General features: G+C 74.8%; 16 protein-coding genes. 2 read left to right on the plus strand and 14 right to left on the minus strand.

The features are described from left to right. Positions 1-27: 27 nt before the first annotated feature. Together BLS21_RS04400 and BLS21_RS24970 are read right to left on the minus strand one after the other, a co-directional pair. Positions 28-2,883, minus strand: coding sequence for a DEAD/DEAH box helicase (locus BLS21_RS04400; protein WP_091214332.1), 2,856 nt, complete (start codon positions 2,881-2,883; stop codon positions 28-30). 96 nt (positions 2,884-2,979) lie between these two features. Further along, positions 2,980-3,138 carry a hypothetical protein gene (locus BLS21_RS24970; protein ID WP_175479413.1) on the minus strand — a complete coding sequence of 53 codons (159 nt, stop codon included), beginning with the start codon at positions 3,136-3,138 and terminating at the stop codon, positions 2,980-2,982. Positions 3,139-3,480: 342 nt separating this feature from the next. On the opposite strand from BLS21_RS24970, the gene BLS21_RS04405 reads away from it, so the two are divergent. Continuing rightward, complete coding sequence (locus tag BLS21_RS04405) at positions 3,481-4,866, plus strand: FAD-dependent oxidoreductase (RefSeq protein ID WP_091214335.1); 1,386 nt, start codon at positions 3,481-3,483, stop codon at positions 4,864-4,866. 122 nt (positions 4,867-4,988) lie between these two features. Here the strand turns inward: BLS21_RS04405 and tatC are convergent, their stop codons facing one another. From tatC to BLS21_RS04430, 5 genes are all read right to left on the minus strand, one after another. After that, positions 4,989-5,975, minus strand: coding sequence for a twin-arginine translocase subunit TatC (gene tatC / locus BLS21_RS04410; protein WP_091214339.1), 987 nt, complete (start codon positions 5,973-5,975; stop codon positions 4,989-4,991). A gap of 20 nt (positions 5,976-5,995) precedes the next feature. Beyond that, entirely contained in the window at positions 5,996-6,322 is a 327-nt protein-coding gene (gene tatA / locus BLS21_RS04415; protein WP_091214342.1) for a Sec-independent protein translocase subunit TatA, read from the minus strand. Positions 6,323-6,403: 81 nt separating this feature from the next. Continuing rightward, on the minus strand, positions 6,404-6,598 hold the full coding sequence (locus BLS21_RS04420; RefSeq protein WP_091214345.1) for a hypothetical protein: 195 nt from the start codon (positions 6,596-6,598) through the stop codon (positions 6,404-6,406). 10 nt (positions 6,599-6,608) lie between these two features. Further along, the gene (locus BLS21_RS04425; RefSeq protein WP_175479414.1) at positions 6,609-7,604 is read right to left on the minus strand and encodes a helix-turn-helix transcriptional regulator; all 996 of its coding nucleotides are present in this window, start codon (positions 7,602-7,604) and stop codon (positions 6,609-6,611) included. Continuing rightward, entirely contained in the window at positions 7,601-8,584 is a 984-nt protein-coding gene (locus tag BLS21_RS04430) for a helix-turn-helix transcriptional regulator (protein WP_091214347.1), read from the minus strand. The genes BLS21_RS04425 and BLS21_RS04430 overlap by 4 nt, the downstream gene beginning before the upstream one ends. Positions 8,585-8,691: 107 nt before the next feature. Here BLS21_RS04430 and BLS21_RS04435 point away from each other — a divergent pair, with 107 nt between their 5' ends. Beyond that, on the plus strand, positions 8,692-9,792 hold the full coding sequence (locus BLS21_RS04435; RefSeq protein ID WP_091214350.1) for a DUF3866 family protein: 1,101 nt from the start codon (positions 8,692-8,694) through the stop codon (positions 9,790-9,792). Between the two features lie 132 nt (positions 9,793-9,924). Here BLS21_RS04435 and pafA read toward each other — a convergent pair whose 3' ends face one another. The 7 genes from pafA to dop form a co-directional block, all read right to left on the minus strand. Next, positions 9,925-11,283, minus strand: a complete 1,359-nt coding sequence (pafA, locus tag BLS21_RS04440; RefSeq protein WP_091214354.1) for a Pup--protein ligase — start codon at positions 11,281-11,283, stop codon at positions 9,925-9,927. A gap of 81 nt (positions 11,284-11,364) precedes the next feature. Beyond that, entirely contained in the window at positions 11,365-11,508 is a 144-nt protein-coding gene (locus BLS21_RS24975) for a hypothetical protein (protein ID WP_175479415.1), read from the minus strand. 55 nt (positions 11,509-11,563) lie between these two features. Continuing rightward, the gene (gene prcA, locus BLS21_RS04445) at positions 11,564-12,427 is read right to left on the minus strand and encodes a proteasome subunit alpha (protein WP_091214356.1); all 864 of its coding nucleotides are present in this window, start codon (positions 12,425-12,427) and stop codon (positions 11,564-11,566) included. A gap of 5 nt (positions 12,428-12,432) precedes the next feature. Then, positions 12,433-13,275, minus strand: coding sequence for a proteasome subunit beta (gene prcB / locus BLS21_RS04450; RefSeq protein WP_091214359.1), 843 nt, complete (start codon positions 13,273-13,275; stop codon positions 12,433-12,435). A 96-nt stretch (positions 13,276-13,371) separates the two neighbouring features. Then, positions 13,372-13,755: an endonuclease domain-containing protein gene (locus BLS21_RS26385; protein ID WP_091214361.1), complete on the minus strand. Its 384-nt coding sequence runs from the start codon at positions 13,753-13,755 to the stop codon at positions 13,372-13,374. A 175-nt stretch (positions 13,756-13,930) separates the two neighbouring features. After that, on the minus strand, positions 13,931-14,140 hold the full coding sequence (locus BLS21_RS04460) for a ubiquitin-like protein Pup (protein ID WP_012948748.1): 210 nt from the start codon (positions 14,138-14,140) through the stop codon (positions 13,931-13,933). A 101-nt stretch (positions 14,141-14,241) separates the two neighbouring features. Next, entirely contained in the window at positions 14,242-15,747 is a 1,506-nt protein-coding gene (gene dop / locus BLS21_RS04465; RefSeq protein WP_091214364.1) for a depupylase/deamidase Dop, read from the minus strand. Positions 15,748-15,759 lie beyond the last annotated feature (12 nt).

Consider the following 15,759-nt stretch of genomic DNA (forward strand, 5'->3'; position numbering starts at 1 on the left):
GTCGACAGATCCTGCCCCACCCACGGCTCAGCCGCCGACCGCCACGGCGACCACACCGCGCCGCACCCGCTCCACCGCGGTCCGGGCCGTGACCGCGAGTGTCGTGTCCGCGACCTTGGCCAGCTGGTCGAGCAGGTCCAGCAGCTGGCGGGCCCAGCGCACGAAGTCCCCGCCGGAGAGCTCCGTGCCGGCCTGCTCGGCACCGGCCAGGACCCGGTCGAGGCTCTGCCCGTCGGCCCAGCGGTAGGCCGCCCAGGCGAAGCCGAGGTCCAGGTCGCGGGTCGCCGGGACGCCGTGGTCGAGCTCGACGTCCTGCAGCCGCGCGCGGATCCGGCGCATCTCCGCGATCGCCGCGGCCACCTTGCCGGCCGGGACCGCCGGCTGGCCGGGCATCTCGCGGCGGGCCTCGAACACCAGCGTCGAGACCGCGGCGGCCAGCTCGGCCGGGGTGAGCCCGCGCCACACGCCCGAGCGCAGGCACTCGGCGACGAGCAGGTCGGCCTCCGACCAGACGCGCGCCAGCCGGCGGCCGTCGTCGGTCACCACCGGGGTGACGTCGGCGATCTCGTGGTCCACCGGGTCCTGCCCCTCCACCACGGGCGGCGCCGCCGGGTCGGGGACCAGGTAGCCCAGCTCCTCCAGGACGTCGCAGGTGCGGTCGAACTGGCGGGTCAGCGAGCCGGTGCGCTCGGCCATCCGCCGGTGGGTGGCCTCGGCCTCCCGGGTCGCCCGCAGCCAGAGCTCGGCCGCCCGCACCCGCTCCTCCCGGTCGGGCAGGGCGTGCACCGGGTGGGCGCGCAACGCCCGGCGCAGGTCGTGCAGCACCGGGTCGTCCGCGGCCGCGGAGCGCTGCTTGACCCGCCGCGCGCCCAGGTCGTGCTCGACCCGCGCGTTGCGCAGCGTGGCGGCCATGTCCCGGCGGGCGTGCGGGCTGCGGTGGTTGAAGTTCCTGGGCACCCGCACCCGGGCCAGGGCGGTCACCGGCGTCGGGAAGTCCACGCTGCCCAGGCGCCCGGCCCACTTGTCCTCGGTGAGCACCAGGGGGCGCGGCTCGGTCAGGTCGGTCACCCCCGGGTCGAGGACGACGGCCAGCCCCTGCCGCCGTCCCGACGGCACCCGGATGACGTCGCCGGGCCGCAGCGCGGCGAGCGCCTCGGAGGCCTCCATCCGGCGCTTGGCCGCCGAGTCGCGGGAGAGCTCCTTCTCCCGGTCGGCGATCTCCTGGCGCAGCCGCGCGTACCCGGCGACGTCCCCGCCCTCGGAGTGCATCTCCGCGGCCCACCGCTCGGCGTCCCGCTCGTGCCGGGCCGCGGACCGGGCCAGCCCCACGACCGACCGGTCGGCCTGGAACTGGGCGAACGAGGAGGCCAGCAGCTCGCGGGCGCGGGCCCGGCCGAAGGAGCTGACCAGGTTGACGGCCATGTTGTAGCTGGGCCGGAAGCTGGACCGCAGCGGGTAGGTGCGGGTGCTGGCCAGCCCGGCGACGACCGAGGGGTCCATACCCGGCGCCCAGACGACGACGGCGTGCCCCTCGACGTCGATGCCGCGGCGGCCGGCCCGGCCGGTGAGCTGGGTGTACTCCCCCGGCGTCACGTCGACGTGCGCCTCGCCGTTCCACTTGACCAGCCGCTCCAGGACGACGGTGCGCGCCGGCATGTTGATGCCCAGGGCGAGGGTCTCGGTGGCGAACACGGCCTTGACCAGGCCGCGGACGAAGCACTCCTCGACGGTCTCCTTGAACGCCGGGACCAGGCCGGCGTGGTGCGCGGCGATCCCGGCCAGCAGCCCCTCGCGCCACTCCCAGAACCCCAGGACGTGCAGGTCCTCCTCCGGCAGCGACCCGGTGCGCTCGTCGACGATCGCGGCGATCTCGGCGCGCTCGTGCTCGTCGGTGAGCCGCAACCCGGAGCGCAGGCACTGGTCGACGGCGGCGTCGCAGCCGTTGCGGCTGAACACGAAGGTGATCGCCGGCAGCAGCCCGGAGCGGTCCAGCCGCTCGATGACGTCGGGCCGGGCCGGCGGGCGGTAGCGCGGCTTGTGCCAGTCCCGCTCGCGGCGCGCGCCCCCGTTGCCGCCGCCCCAGGTGTCCAGCCGGCGCTCGTACTCGCGCACGTAGCGGACCAGCTCCGGGTCGACGACGCTGGCGCCGCGCTCCCGGGTGGACAGCCCCCGCGGGTCGTCGCCCTGCTCGGCGGCGTGCGCGGCCGGGCGCAGGCTGAACAGGTCGAACACCCGGTTGCCGACCAGCATGTGCTGCCACAGCGGGATGGGCCGCACCTCGCTGACGACGACCTTGGTGTGGCCGCGGACGGTGACCAGCCAGTCCGCGAACTCCTCGGCGTTGCTGACCGTGGCCGACAGCGACACCAGCGTCACCGACTGCGGGAGGTGGATGATCACCTCCTCCCACACCGCGCCGCGGAAGCGGTCGGCGAGGTAGTGCACCTCGTCCATGACCACGTAGCCCAGGCCGTCGATCGCCGGGGACTCCGCGTAGAGCATGTTGCGCAGCACCTCGGTGGTCATCACCACCACGGGCGCGTCGCCGTTGACCGCGTTGTCACCGGTCAGCAGGCCGACCCGGTCGGCGCCGTAGCGGTCGACCAGGTCGTTGTACTTCTGGTTGGACAGCGCCTTGATCGGCGTCGTGTAGAAGGCCTTGCGCCCCTCGGCCAGCGCCTTGTGGACGGCGAACTCCCCCACCACCGTCTTGCCGGCACCGGTCGGCGCGCAGACGAGGACGCCCGCGCCCTCGTCGAGGGCCTCGCAGGCCTCCACCTGGAACGGGTCGAGGGAGAAGCCGAGCTCCGCGGTGAAGTCGGCCAGTGCAGGGTGGGCACCGCGCCGCCGGGCAGCCGCGTACCGCTCAGCGGGGCTGGACATGCCTCCACGTTAGGCGCGTCTCCTCTCCTCGGCGCGGCCGACCCCGTCGGCGCGGGCGTTGGGGATAACGGTGGACCTGGCCCCGGCGCCCGGTGATCAGCGCGGCTGGTCGCCGCGGGTCGTCGTCGGGGACCCGGCCCAGCGGCCGGTGCCCACCACCGACAGCGCGCCGGGCACGCGGACGCCGGCGGCCGGCAGCGGCGCGACCGGCTCCCCGTCGGCGTAGACGCGCAGTCCCTCCCCGGCCGGCTCCACCCGGCGGGCCCGGCGGCGCGCAGCACCTCGAGCACCGCACCGCCGGCGGCCCGGGCCCGTCCACGCCCCGACGCCGGGCTCACCAGGTCGGCGACCTCGGCGGCGGGCAAGCGGGTCCTCCGGAGGTCGGGGGCGGAGCGCCCGGACCCTGCGACCCCCGGCCCGCGACCGAGGTAGGACCCCGGCGCGACCCGGGGATGGACTTTGTCGCCGAACCCGCCCGGCAGGCGGGTCCCGGCCGTGGCACCTAGATCACGAAGAGGTCACGACGGGGTGTATCCGCTGGTCAGCGCGGCATCCTGACCCGCACTCGTGATCACCGTCCCAGCCTCAGGAGGAGTCATGCGCGTCGTCGTCACCGGTGCCGGGGTCGCGGGGGCCACCGCTGCCCTCGCCCTCGCCCGCCAGGGTCACCGCGTGCAGGTCCTCGACCGGGACGACGGGCCACGACCGGCCGCGGTCGCCGACGCCGCGGCCTGGGAGCGTCGCGGCGTGGCCCACTTCGGCCAGCCGCACGCCCTCCTCGCCCGGCTGCACGCGGAGCTGGCCGCCGGGCTGCCGGACGTGCTCGAGGCGCTGCGCGCGCTCGGCGTCCCCGAGGTGCCGCTGCCCGACGGGCTGCGGACCGTGTGGTGCCGGCGCAGCACCCTGGAGTGGGTCCTCCGCCGCACCCTCGAGGCGGAGCCCGGCGTGCGGGTGCGGACGGCGGCGGTGGCGGGGGTGGAGACAGCCGGTGGAGCGGTGCGCGGGGTCCGGCTGGCCGACGGCGCCGTCGTCCCCGCCGAGCTGGTGGTCGACGCCTCCGGCCGCCGCGGGCGGCTGTCCGCGCCGTGGCTGCGGGTCGTGGCCGACGAGCCTGCGGAGGAGGTCTACACGTCGCGCCGGTACCGGCTCCTGCCCGGGGCCCACCCCGGCCCGGTCAACCGCGGGGTCATCTCGGTCGCGGAGGGCGACGGGTACGCCGTGCTGGTCTTCCCGCACGACGCGGGCACGTTCTCGGTGAGCGTCACCCGGCTCCCCGACGACGCCGAGCTGGGCGCGGTGCGCGAGCTCGGTTCCTTCGAGGCCGCCGTCCGCGCCGTGCCCCTGGCCGCCGTGTGGACCGATCCGGACCGCGCCCGGCCGGAGTCGGGGGTCATGGTCATGGGCGGGCTGCGCAACACCTTCCGGACGCTCGACGACGCGGCGCCGCTGGGCCTGCACCCGCTCGGCGACGCGGTCTGCACCACGAACCCGCACTTCGGCCGCGGCTGCGCGCTCGCCGTGGCGCACGCGCTGCGGCTGGCCGGCGCCGTCGCGGCCGCACCGGACGACGCCCGGGCGTGGCGCACCGGGGTGGAGGCGTGGGAGCACGGCGAGCTGCGTGCCTGGTTCGAGGACGCCCGGGCCATCGACCGCGCCCGCGCCGCCGTGTGGCGGGCCGTCCGGGACGGCCGCTCCCCCGCCGTGGAGGGCGCGCCGGGCGGTGGGCTGCCCACCCTGCTGGTGCTGGCCGCGGCCGCCGCCGACCCACTCGTCGGCCGGGCGGTGCTGCGGCACATGCACATGGCCGACCCGCCCGCGGCGCTGGAGGCGGTGCACCCGCGGGTCGCCGCGCTGCTGGCCGCCGGCTGGGCGCCCGGTCGTCCCACGCCGGGGGTGCCCGGGCCGACGGCGGGGTTCGCGGCACCCCCGCGCAGCCGGCTGGTGGAGCACCTCACGGCGGTCGCGGCCGCGCAGCCGGCCTGACGCCGGCGCCGGCCCCCGTGCAGGGGCCCGCCGCGGCCCGGGCCGGCTCGGCCCCGTCCAGAGGCTCGCCCCGAGCGTGCGAGGAGTGGGAGGGACGGGGTCCTTCCCGGTGGGGTCCTCTCTCAGCCGCGCGAGCGCGCCGGGCCGTCCAGCGGCGCGGCGTCGTCCTCCCGCCGGAGGTCGTCGTAGGGGGCCGGCTGCCCGTCCAGCGCCGACGGCGTCGCGTCCAGCGCCGACGGCGCGGCGTCCAGCGGCGAGGCCTCGTCGTCGGAGAGGTCGTGGAAGTGCTGCACGGCGTCCCGCTTGGCCCGGCGCCGGTCGACGAACCGGGCCACCTGGATGGCCAGCTCGAACAGCACGATCATCGGCCCGGCCATGAGCAGCATGGTGAACGGGTCCTGCGTCGGGGTGACGAACGCGGCGAACACGATGGTCAGGAAGAAGATCCACCGCCGGGCGCCGCGCAGCACCTGGTAGGAAAGGACGCCGACCAGGTTGAGCGCCACCGCCACCAGCGGCACCTCGAAGCTCACCCCGAACGCCACCAGCAGCGAGAGCATGAAGCCGATGTAGTCCGGGGCGGTCAGCGCGATGACCGTGCCCTCGCCGGCCAGCCCGAGCAGCAGCTCGAGGCCGGCCGACAGGGAGACGTAGGCCAGCACCGCGCCGAGGGCGAACAGCGTGGTGGAGACGGCGACGAAACCGAAGCCGTAGCGCTTCTCGTTGCGCTTGAGCCCCGGGGTGATGAACGCCCACAGCTGGTAGAGCCAGATCGGCGCGGACAGCACGGCGCCGGCCAGCAGGCTGACCTTGAGCCGGATGAAGACGCCGCCGAACACGTCGGTGATCAGCAGTCCGCAGCCGCCGTCGGCCGACCCGCCGTAGCGCAGCTCGGCCGGCAGTCCGCAGTAGGGCGCCCGGATGAAGTCGCCGAGGCCGTGCTCGTACCACCAGAACGCGACGGCCGTGGCGACCAGCAACGCGAGCAGCGCCTTGGCGACCCGGTTGCGCAGCTCGGTGAGGTGCGCGACCAGCGTCATCGTCGCCGCGGGGTCCCGAGGGGGACGGCGGCGCCGGCGCAGGCCGGACCGGCGGGCGGGGTCGCTCATGGTGGTGCCGGGGAGAGGGGTCAGCGGGTGCGGTCGGCCGGGCCGGCCTGCGTGGCGCGTGCCCGCAGCTCGGCCGCCCGGGCCTCCGCGGCCCGCGCCTCGGCCTCGAGGGCCTCACGCTCGCGGTCGGCCGCGGTCGCCGGCGGGAGGACCTCACCGCGCACCGGGGAGGTCTTCGCGGCGTCCTTGGTGCGGACGTCGTCGTCCTTCATGCCCTTCATCTCGCCCTTGAAGATGCGCAGCGAGCGGCCCAGCGAGCGCGAGGCGTCCGGCAGCTTCTTGTAACCGAACAGCAGCAGGATGGCCAGGATGATCAGGCCGATCTCCATGGGGCCGAGTCCGGCCATGTCGTCCTCCAGGTCAGCGGGTGGCGTCGTCGATGCTACGTGCCCGCGGGCGTCCTGCCGCCCCCGAAACGGGGGGTGGGGTCAGGACGGCCGCTGGATCTCCGCCGCGCGCGCGGCCGTCTGCTGCGCCTCGGTGAGCAGCGGCCGGACCTCCCGCTCGAACGCCGCGACCTCCCGCCGCAGCCGGCCGGCCGCGCCGAGCACCCCGTACGCCAGCGCGCCCAGCACGACGACGGCCAGGACGGCGACGGCGATCCACACGACGGTCAGCAGCACGGGCCCGACCCTAGTCGCCGGAGCTGGAGGGCAGCTGCCCCTCGGCTGCGTAGCGGCGGAGCGCGGCCCGGGCGTCGGCGGCGACGGCCGCGGCCAGCTCGGCCGGCTCGTCGACGGTGGCGGCCCCGCCGAGGGAGGCCACCAGCCGCCGCGCCCACGCCACGTCGGCGGTGCGCAGGGCGACCGCGAGACCGCCGGGCGGGTCCTGCACCTCGCGCACGTCCTCGACCGGGTAGTACTCGGCCACCCAGCGGGCGGTGCGGGCCAGGCGCAGCCGCACCACCGGCGAGCCCGGCTCGGGCTGGTAGAGCCCGGCGTCCACGTCGCGCAGCGGCACCCCCGGTGGCGGCGCCGACGGCTCGTCGAGGACCTCGACGTCGTCGATCCGGTCCAGCCGGAACAGCCGGACGCCGCCGACCTCCCGGGACCAGGCCTCCAGGTACCAGCGGCCGTCGACCAGCAGCAGCCGCAGCGGGTCGACGGTGCGCTCGGTGCGCTCGTCGCGGGTGGGCACGTAGTAGTGCAGGTGCAGCGCCCGCTTGCGCTCCAGCCCCTCGCGGACGACGGCGAGCGCCTGCTCCTGCGCGTCGACCGACAACGCCACCGGCGTGACCCGCTCACCGGCGTGCCCGGCGGCGGCCGACACCTTGGCCAGCGCGCGGCTGACCGCCTCCCGCTCGGCCAGGCCGGGCAGCTCGAGCAGGGTCCGCAGCGCGACGACGAGCGCGACGGCCTCGTCGGTGGTCAGCCGCAGCGGGCGGACCATGCCGGCGGTGAAGGTGACCCGCACCCGGTCGCCCTCGAAGGCCAGGTCGATGAGGTCCCCGGGCCCGTAGCCGGGCAGGCCGCACATCCACAGCAGCTCCATGTCGCGGCGCAGCTGCCGCTCCGGGACGCCGAAGTCGCGGGCCACCTCGGCCAGCGGCACCCCCTCGGGGCGCGCGGTGAGGTACGGGACCAGCGAGAGCAGCCGGGTCATCCGCTCGGTGGTCGTGGGAGCGCTCACGCCGCCCCCTCCGGCGCCATCGCGGCCAGGCGCGTCAGCCGCTCGACGACGGCCGCGCGCACCGCGGCCGGGGCCTCGACGACGACGTCGGCCCCGTAGGAGGCGATCTCGCCGGCCAGCCGCATCGGCTCGGTGGTGCGCAGCTCGAGCCGGTCGTCCCCGTCCTCGGCCGGGCCGAGCGGGACCGCGTGCCGACGCAGCCCCACCGCGGTGCCGGGACGCGCCCGCACCACGACGAGCTGCTCCTCCCCCCGGGACTGGCCGGCGACCATGGCCGCCAGGTCGACGTCCTCCGGCGGCTCGAAGGCCCCCGCCGGACCGGTGGCCCTGGGCGTGCCGACGACGCGGGAGAGCCGGAAGACGCGCGGCGCCTGCCGGTCGAGGTCCAGCCCGCCGAGGTACCAGCGGCCGTGCCAGGCGACGACGCCCCACGGCTGCACGCGCCGGCGGGTGGGGGCGTCCTCGTCGGGACGGCGGTAGTCGAAGGTCAGCACCCGCCGGTCGCGGGCCGCGGCGTAGCAGGGCTCGAAGGCCGGCTCGTCGGAGTCCAGCCGCGGGCGCAGCGGGATCGCGCGGGAGGTGTCGACGTCCACCCCCGCGGCCTTGAGCTTGACCAGCGCGCTCTGGGCGGCCCCGGCCAGCTGGGCGGACTCCCACAGCCGCAGCGCCAGGCCCACCGCCGCGGCCTCCTCACCGGTGAGGGTGATCTCGGGCAGCTCGTAGTTCGCGCGGGCGATGCGGTAGCCGTCCTCGGTGTCGAAGACGCTGGTGCGGCCGGTCTCCAGCGGCACGCCCATCTCGCGCAGCTCGGCCTTGTCCCGCTCGAACATGCGCTTGAACGCCTCGTCGGCGCGGGCGGTGCCGTCGTCGGGCTCGTAACCGGGCACGGTGGCCCGGATCCTGGCCGCGGTCACGTACTGCCGGGTGCCGAGCAGGGCGATGACCAGGTTCACCAGCCGCTCCGCCCGCTTCGCCGCCACGCGCCCAGGCTAGTTGAAGGACCCCCTGCCCCCCGCCACTCGCAAGCTCGCGGCGGGACCCTGCAGGGGGCCGGGCGGCGCGGGAGGGCGCTGGCTAGCCTGCCCGGGTGGGGGAACGCGGGACGACACAGCAGCGGATCCGGTGGCGCCGGGGCACGGTGACCGCCCTCGGGCGGGCCTGGCGCGACGCCCAGGAGCTCACCGCCGCGGTCGACGGCGACGGCGAGGTGCGGGCGCTGGCGCACCCCTCGCTGGTCGGCGTCCCGGAGGTCGGCGACGCCGTGCTGCTCAACACCACCGCCTGGGCGCAGGGGCTCGGCACCGGCGGCTACGCGCTCGTCGTCGCCGTCCCCGACCGGCTGCCGCCGGACCCCACCGGCCCCGGCCACCTGGTCAAGGCCCGGTACACGCCGCTGCAGGTGACCGTGCAGGGCGTCGACGAGCAGGAGACCGAGCACCACCGCACCATCGCCGACGCCGAGGACCTCGCCGGGATGCCGGTCGTCGTCGCCGACCTGCACTCGGCGCTGCCGGCCGCGCTGATCGGCGTCCTGGCCACCGACCCCGACCTGAGGGTCGCCTACGTCATGACCGACGGGGGCGCGCTGGTCGCCGGGTTCTCCCGCACGCTGTCGGCGCTGGCGACCTCGCTGGCCGGCGTGGTCACCGTCGGCCAGGCGTTCGGCGGGGACCTGGAGGCGGTCACCCTGCACACCGGGCTGCTCGCCGCGAAGCACGTGCTCGGTGCCGACGTCACGATCGTCAGCCAGGGGCCGGGCAACCTCGGCACCGGGACGCCGTGGGGCTTCTCCGGGGTGGCCGCCGGCGAGGCGTGCAACGCGGTCACCGTGCTGGGCGGGGAGCCGGTCGGGGCGCTGCGCATCTCCGACGCCGACCCGCGGCCGCGGCACCGCGGCGTCTCGCACCACTCGCTGACCGCGTTCGGCCGGGTCGCGCTGGGCGGGGTGACGCTGATCGCGCCGCGGGGGCTGGGCTCGGAGCTGGGCAGTCAGGTCGAGGAGGACCTCGCCGGTCAGCCGGAGCGCAACCGGGTGGTGTGGATGGACGTCGACGGGCTCGAGGAGGCCCTCGGCCTGTCGCCCGTGCCGCTGTCGACGATGGGGCGCGGCTGGCCCGAGGAGCGCGCCTACTTCCTGGCCGCCGCGGCCGCGGGACGGTACGCCGCGCTGCAGGTGCCGCTGGACTGACGACGAGGGTGAGGGGCTGCCGCAGGCGTCGTGCCCGAGTGGGCCCCGGAGGGGTCCGCGATGGCAGGGCTCACCGCAGCAGGGGGACGGCTCCTGGCCGCGGTGCGGTCCGGTAGGACCGCGATGTCGTCGTCACATGCTGGCGATGAGCTTGTCGACGCGCTCGTCGACGGCCTTGAACGGGTCCTTGCACAGCACCGTGCGCTGGGCCTGGTCGTTGAGCTTGAGGTGCACCCAGTCCACGGTGAAGTCGCGGCGCTTCTCCTGGGCCCTGCGGATGAACTCCCCGCGCAGCCGGGCGCGGGTGGTCTGCGGCGGCACGTTCTTGGCCTCGAACACCCGCGGCTCGTGCGCCACCCGGTCGACGGCGTTGTTGCGCTCGAGCAGGTAGTACAGCCCCCGGGTGCGGCTGATGTCGTGGTAGGCCAGGTCCATCTGGGCCACCCGCGGCGAGCTCATGGGCAGGTCCCGCTTGGCCCGGTAGCGCTCGATGAGCTGGTACTTGGTGGCCCAGTCGATCTCCCGGTCGATCAGCGAGAGGTCGCCGGTGTCGACGGCCTTGAGCACCCGCCCCCACAGCTCGAGCATCTGCCGGTGCACCGGGCCGAAGCCCTCCCGGTCGACGAACTCCGCGGCCCGGGAGTGGTACTCGGACTGGATCTCCAGCGCCGACATCTCCTTGCCGTTGGCCAGCCGCACCTTGCGCCGTCCGGTCATGTCGTGGCTGATCTCGCGGATCGCGCGGATCGGGTTCTCCAGGCTCATGTCCCGGATCGGCACCCCGGCCTCGATCATCCGCAGCACCAGGTCGGTGACGGCGACCTTGAGCAACGTCGTCGTCTCGTTCATGTTCGAGTCCCCGACGATCACGTGCAGCCGCCGGTAGCGCTCGGCGTCGGCGTGCGGCTCGTCGCGGGTGTTGATGATCGGCCGCGAGCGGGTGGTCGCCGAGGAGACGCCCTCCCAGATGTGCTCGGCGCGCTGGCTGATGCAGTAGATCGCCCCCCGCGGGGTCTGCAGCACCTTGCCCGCGCCCACCACGATCTGCCGGCTGACCAGGAACGGGATCAGCACGTCGGCCAGCCGGCTGAACTCCCCGTGCCGGCCGACCAGGTAGTTCTCGTGACAGCCGTAGCTGTTGCCGGCCGAGTCGGTGTTGTTCTTGAACAGGTAGATGTCGCCGGTGACGCCCTCCTCGGCCAGCCGCTGCTCGGCGTCGACCAGCAGCCCCTCGAGGATCCGCTCGCCGGCCTTGTCGTGCACCACCAGCTCGGTCAGGTCGTCGCACTCGGCCGTGGCGTACTCCGGGTGGCTGCCCACGTCCAGGTACAGCCGCGAGCCGTTGCGCAGGAAGACGTTCGAGCTGCGCCCCCACGACACCACGCGACGGAACAGGTAGCGGGCCACCTCGTCCGGCGACAGCCGCCGCTGCCCCCGGAAGGTGCACGTCACGCCGTACTCGGTCTCGATGCCGAAGATGCGTCGCTCCACGCACCGACTCTAGGCGCCGGACCCGACGAAAGCTCCCTGTCCGCGCTCGCGCCACCCCGCGCCGTGGCGGGCGGGCGGGCGTCAGCCCTCCCGCTCGATGACGTCGTCGGCCACGGCGGTGTCCGGCGCGGCCTCGGACCACTCGGTGAGGTCGTCGAACCGGCCGTCGTCCATGAGCCGCCTGGCCTGGCGGACGGCGGCCCGGTTCACCCGGTGCTCCGGCATGCGTCCGTCCTGCTCCTCCGGGACGGCTCGTCGCCGCACCAGGGGAGGTCCCGTCTCAGGTGGTGGGTGCCTCTCCCCCGCTGCCCGCCGTCCCGCCGCTGTCGGGGGCCGACGGCTCGCCGAGGCCCGCCGGGGTGCCCGGCTGGGGCACGCTCGGGGAGTGCGCCGCGGTGTGCGGCTCCTCGCCGCCGACGGCCGCGGACTCCTCCTGCCGGTCGAGCAGCGGGCGCAGCGCGGCACCGGTGATCCGCCGGAAGGCCCGCTTGGGCCGCCGCCGGTCCAGGACCGCGACCTCCAGCTGCTCGGCCGACAGCAGCGAGGGACCGCCGTTGCCGGCGCTGGTGGCCGGGCTGACCGCCGACAGCGCCTGGACGCCGACCCGCAGCGCCTCGGCCAGGCCCATGCCGGGCAGGAAGTGCTCGCGCAGGTTGGCGCTGACCGCCTCGGCCTGGCCGCCCATGACGACGAAGTCGGGCTCGTCGACGACCGAGCCGTCGAAGGTCAACCGGTACAGCTGGTCGGTCTCGGGGGTGTCGCCCACCTCGGCGACGCACAGCTCCACCTCGAAGGGCTTCAGCTGCTGGGTGAAGACCTCGCCCAGGGTCTGCGCGTAGGCGTTCGCGATGACCCGGCCGGTGACGTCGCGGCGGTTGTAGCTGTAGCCACGGACGTCGGCCAACCGCACCCCGGCCACGCGCAGGCTCTCGAACTCGCTGTACCGGCCGACGGCGGCGAAGCCGATCCGGTCGTAGAGCTCGCCGACCTTGTGCAGCGTGGAGCTGGGGTTCTCGGCGATGAACAGCACACCGTCGGCATAGGTGACGACCGCGACGCTGCGACCACGCGCGATGCCCTTGCGGGCGTACTCCGACTTGTCGCGCATCAGCTGCTCGGGCGATGCGTAGTACGGCATGGTCATGGCGATCAGCCCTGCCCCTCGGCGGCGGCCCGCTCGTCGGTGATGATCTTGGCGACGGCGGCGACCTCGTCGTCGGTCAGCCGGACGGCGCCCTCGGCGTCGACCCGGTAGACGATCGGGTACAGCCGGCGCACCGGGTCGGGGCCGCCGGTGGCGGAGTCGTCGTCGGCGGCGTCGTAGAGCGCCTCGACCAGGCTGCGCGTGGCGGCGTCCCCGTCGAGGCCGGGCCGCCAGGTCTTCTTCAGCGAGTTGCGGGCGAACAGCGAGCCCGAGCCGACGGCGGCGTAACCGCGCTCCTCGTAGTTCCCACCGGTGACGTCGTAGCTGAAGATCCGCCCGGGCGTGGTGCCGGGCGCGGCGTCGAGGTCGAAGCCGGCGAACAGCGGGACGACGGCCAGGCCCTGCAGCGCGGCGCCGAGGTTGCCGCGGATCATCTGGGCCAGCCGGTTGGCCTTGCCGTCGAGGGAGAGCGTGAGGCCCTCGATCTTCTCGTAGTGCTCGAGCTCGACCTGGTAGAGCCGGACCATCTCGATGGCGATGCCGGCAGCACCGGCGATGCCGATGACCGACCAGGCGTCGGCCGGGTAGACCTTCTCGATGTCGCGGCTGGAGATCAGGTTGCCCATGGTGGCCCGCCGGTCGCCGCCCATGAGGACGCCGCCGTCGTAGGTGACCGAGACGATCGTGGTGCCGTGCGGCGTGACGTCACCGACGGGCAGCTGCGGCACCGGCCGGCGGCCCGGCAGCAGGTCGGGCGCGGCCGCCGCGAGGAAGTCGGTGAACGAGGAACCCACCCGGTCCAGGTACGCGGGCGGGAACCCGCTCCGACCAGCCGAATACTCGCTCACCCATCCGCCTCTCTCGCCGCTGTGGAGCAGCAGCCTCGCTCGAACAGAGGCCTCCTCGACGACCCGCGCGGGGCCGGTCAGGACGCCGCCACGACCCTACCGGCGGCTCCGCGGTCGGGCTCCCGGTGGCCGGCCCGACGACGAGCGTCTCCTGGGGTCGCGCGAGCAGCTGCCGCTGGAGATGCGCGTCGACGTAGACGGCGGCCGCGTGCAGGAGCGTCGGGTCGTCGCGGACGAGGCCCAGGCCCGGTTGCAGCGCCGGCACAGCATCGGGCGCGTCGCACCGGTCTCGTGGTCGTGGTCCAGGTGCGGCGCCGGGTCGCCGCAGATCGCGCAGCGGCCGCCCCGGGCCGCCGTCAGGTCGGCGACCTGGCTCATGGTCAGCCGGTGTTCCCGCTGGACGTAGTACTCACCGTTCGCGGCGTTGTGGCACGGTCTGCAACGACTCGCGACGCCCGACGCAGCGCGGCTGCTGCGCATGTGGTCGTCATGGGCGACCGCCCGACGACAGGACGGACACCGGCGCAAGCCAGCCGGGACCCACGAGTGGTCGCGGATCTCCTCGCCCCACGCAGTCGCTGACCGGCTTGACGACCCCGCACGACGGACGGCGTTTCTCAGTGATCACCGTCGCGTCGGACGACTACCGGAGTGATCACTGGCCTCCCTTCTGCACGTACGACCGGACGAACTCCTCGCTGTTCTCCTCGAGGACCTCGTCGATCTCGTCGAGGATGGAGTCGAGGTCCTCGGAGACCTCCTTGTGCCGCTCGGCGACCTCGGTGTCGACCGAGGCCTCGACCTCCTCGGTCTCCTCCCGGCTGCGCGTCGAGCGCTGCTGACCGCCGCTGTCCCTCGTGGCCATGGGGTTCCTCCCGGTGCAGGTCGTGGCTGGTGCCGTGGCAGGTGCCTGGTGCAGAAGCTACCCGCGAGGTGCGACGAACGGAGGCCGACCGACCGGCGTGGTCAGCCGCCGGTGATCGTGTCGACCAGTTCCTGCGCCGAGGACGTCGACTCGAACAGCGCGCCGACGTGGTCCCGCGTGCCGCGCAGCGGCTCCATCGTGGGGATCCGCACCAGGTTCTCCCGGCCCAGGTCGAAGACCACCGAGTCCCACGACGCCGCGGCCACCTGGGTCGGGTAGCGGCGCAGGCACTCCCCGCGGAAGAAGGCCCGGGTGTCCGACGGCGGGCGCACCATCGCCTGCAGCACCTCGTCGTCGGTGAGCAGTCGCTGCATCGAGCCGCGCGACACCAGCCGGTGGTACAGCCCCTTCTCCGGCCGGACGTCGGAGTACTGCAGGTCGACCAGGTGCAGCCGCGAGTCACCCCACGACAGGGCGTCGCGGGAGCGGTAGCCCTCCAGCAGCCGCAGCTTCGCCGGCCAGTCCAGGCGGTCGGCGCAGCGCATCGGGTCGACCGCGAGGTCCTCGAGCACCTCGGCCCACCGGCGCAGCACGTCGGCGGTCTGGCCGTCGTCCTCACCCCGCCGGTCGACGTGCCGCTGTGCCATCTCCAGGTACGCCTGCTGCACCTCCAGGGCCGTCATCCGGCGCCCGTCGCGCAGCCGCACCTGGTGGGTCAGCGACGGGTCGTGGCTGATCGCCTGCAGCGCCGCCACCGGCTCCTCGATCGAGAGGTCCTGGGTCAGGGTGCGCGCCTCGATCATGTCCAGCACCAGCGCCGTCGTCCCGACCTTGAGGTAGGTCGACAGCTCGGCGAGGTTGGCGTCGCCGATGATCACGTGCAGCCGGCGGTACTTGTCGGCGTCGGCGTGCGGCTCGTCGCGGGTATTGATGATCGGCCGCTTGAGCGTCGTCTCCAGACCCACCTCGACCTCGAAGAAGTCGGCGCGCTGGGAGAGCTGGAAGCCCTGCGTGCGGCTCTCGGTGCCGATGCCCACGCGCCCGGAGCCGGCCACCACCTGGCGGGTCACGAAGAACGGGATGAGCCCGCGGATGATCTCGAGGAACGGCGTCCGCCGGTCCATCAGGTAGTTCTCGTGGGCTCCGTAGGACGCGCCCTTGCCGTCGGTGTTGTTCTTGTAGAGCTGGATCGGCTGGGTGCCGGGGACGCGCGCGGCGCGGCGCGCCGCCTCGGCCATCACCTGCTCCCCCGCCTTGTCCCACAGGACGACGTCGTGCGGGTTGGTGACCTCCGGCGTCGAGTACTCCGGGTGCGCGTGGTCGACGTAGAGGCGGGCTCCGTTGGTGAGGATGACGTTGGCCATCCCGGAGTCCTCCTCCAGGTCGTTGTGGTCCAGCGCCTGGGCCGGGGACAGGTCGAAGCCCCGGGCGTCGCGCAGCGGCGACTCCTCCTCGAAGTCCCAGCGCGGCCGGCGCGGCGTCGGCGCCTCGGCCACCGCCCAGGCGTTCACGACCTGGCTGGACAGCGTCGTCGGGTTCGCCGTCGGCTGCCCGGGCACCGAGATGCCGTACTCGACCTCGGTCCCCATGACCCGCCGCACGCTCATGCCGCCACCCTA

Source organism: Geodermatophilus siccatus (genome assembly GCF_900103785.1).
Lineage (GTDB): Bacteria > Actinomycetota > Actinomycetes > Mycobacteriales > Geodermatophilaceae > Geodermatophilus > Geodermatophilus siccatus.

Coding starts and splice junctions, on each gene's coding strand:
- tatC (WP_091214339.1), bottom strand. CDS start 5,975: ATGAGCGACCCCGCCCGCCGGTCCGGCCTGCGCCGGCGCCGCCGTCCC.
- BLS21_RS04400 (WP_091214332.1), bottom strand. CDS start 2,883: ATGTCCAGCCCCGCTGAGCGGTACGCGGCTGCCCGGCGGCGCGGTGCC.
- prcA (WP_091214356.1), bottom strand. CDS start 12,427: ATGACCATGCCGTACTACGCATCGCCCGAGCAGCTGATGCGCGACAAG.
- BLS21_RS26385 (WP_091214361.1), bottom strand. CDS start 13,755: ATGCGCAGCAGCCGCGCTGCGTCGGGCGTCGCGAGTCGTTGCAGACCG.
- BLS21_RS24975 (WP_175479415.1), bottom strand. CDS start 11,508: ATGCCGGAGCACCGGGTGAACCGGGCCGCCGTCCGCCAGGCCAGGCGG.
- BLS21_RS04405 (WP_091214335.1), top strand. CDS start 3,481: ATGCGCGTCGTCGTCACCGGTGCCGGGGTCGCGGGGGCCACCGCTGCC.
- tatA (WP_091214342.1), bottom strand. CDS start 6,322: ATGGCCGGACTCGGCCCCATGGAGATCGGCCTGATCATCCTGGCCATC.
- BLS21_RS04460 (WP_012948748.1), bottom strand. CDS start 14,140: ATGGCCACGAGGGACAGCGGCGGTCAGCAGCGCTCGACGCGCAGCCGG.
- dop (WP_091214364.1), bottom strand. CDS start 15,747: ATGAGCGTGCGGCGGGTCATGGGGACCGAGGTCGAGTACGGCATCTCG.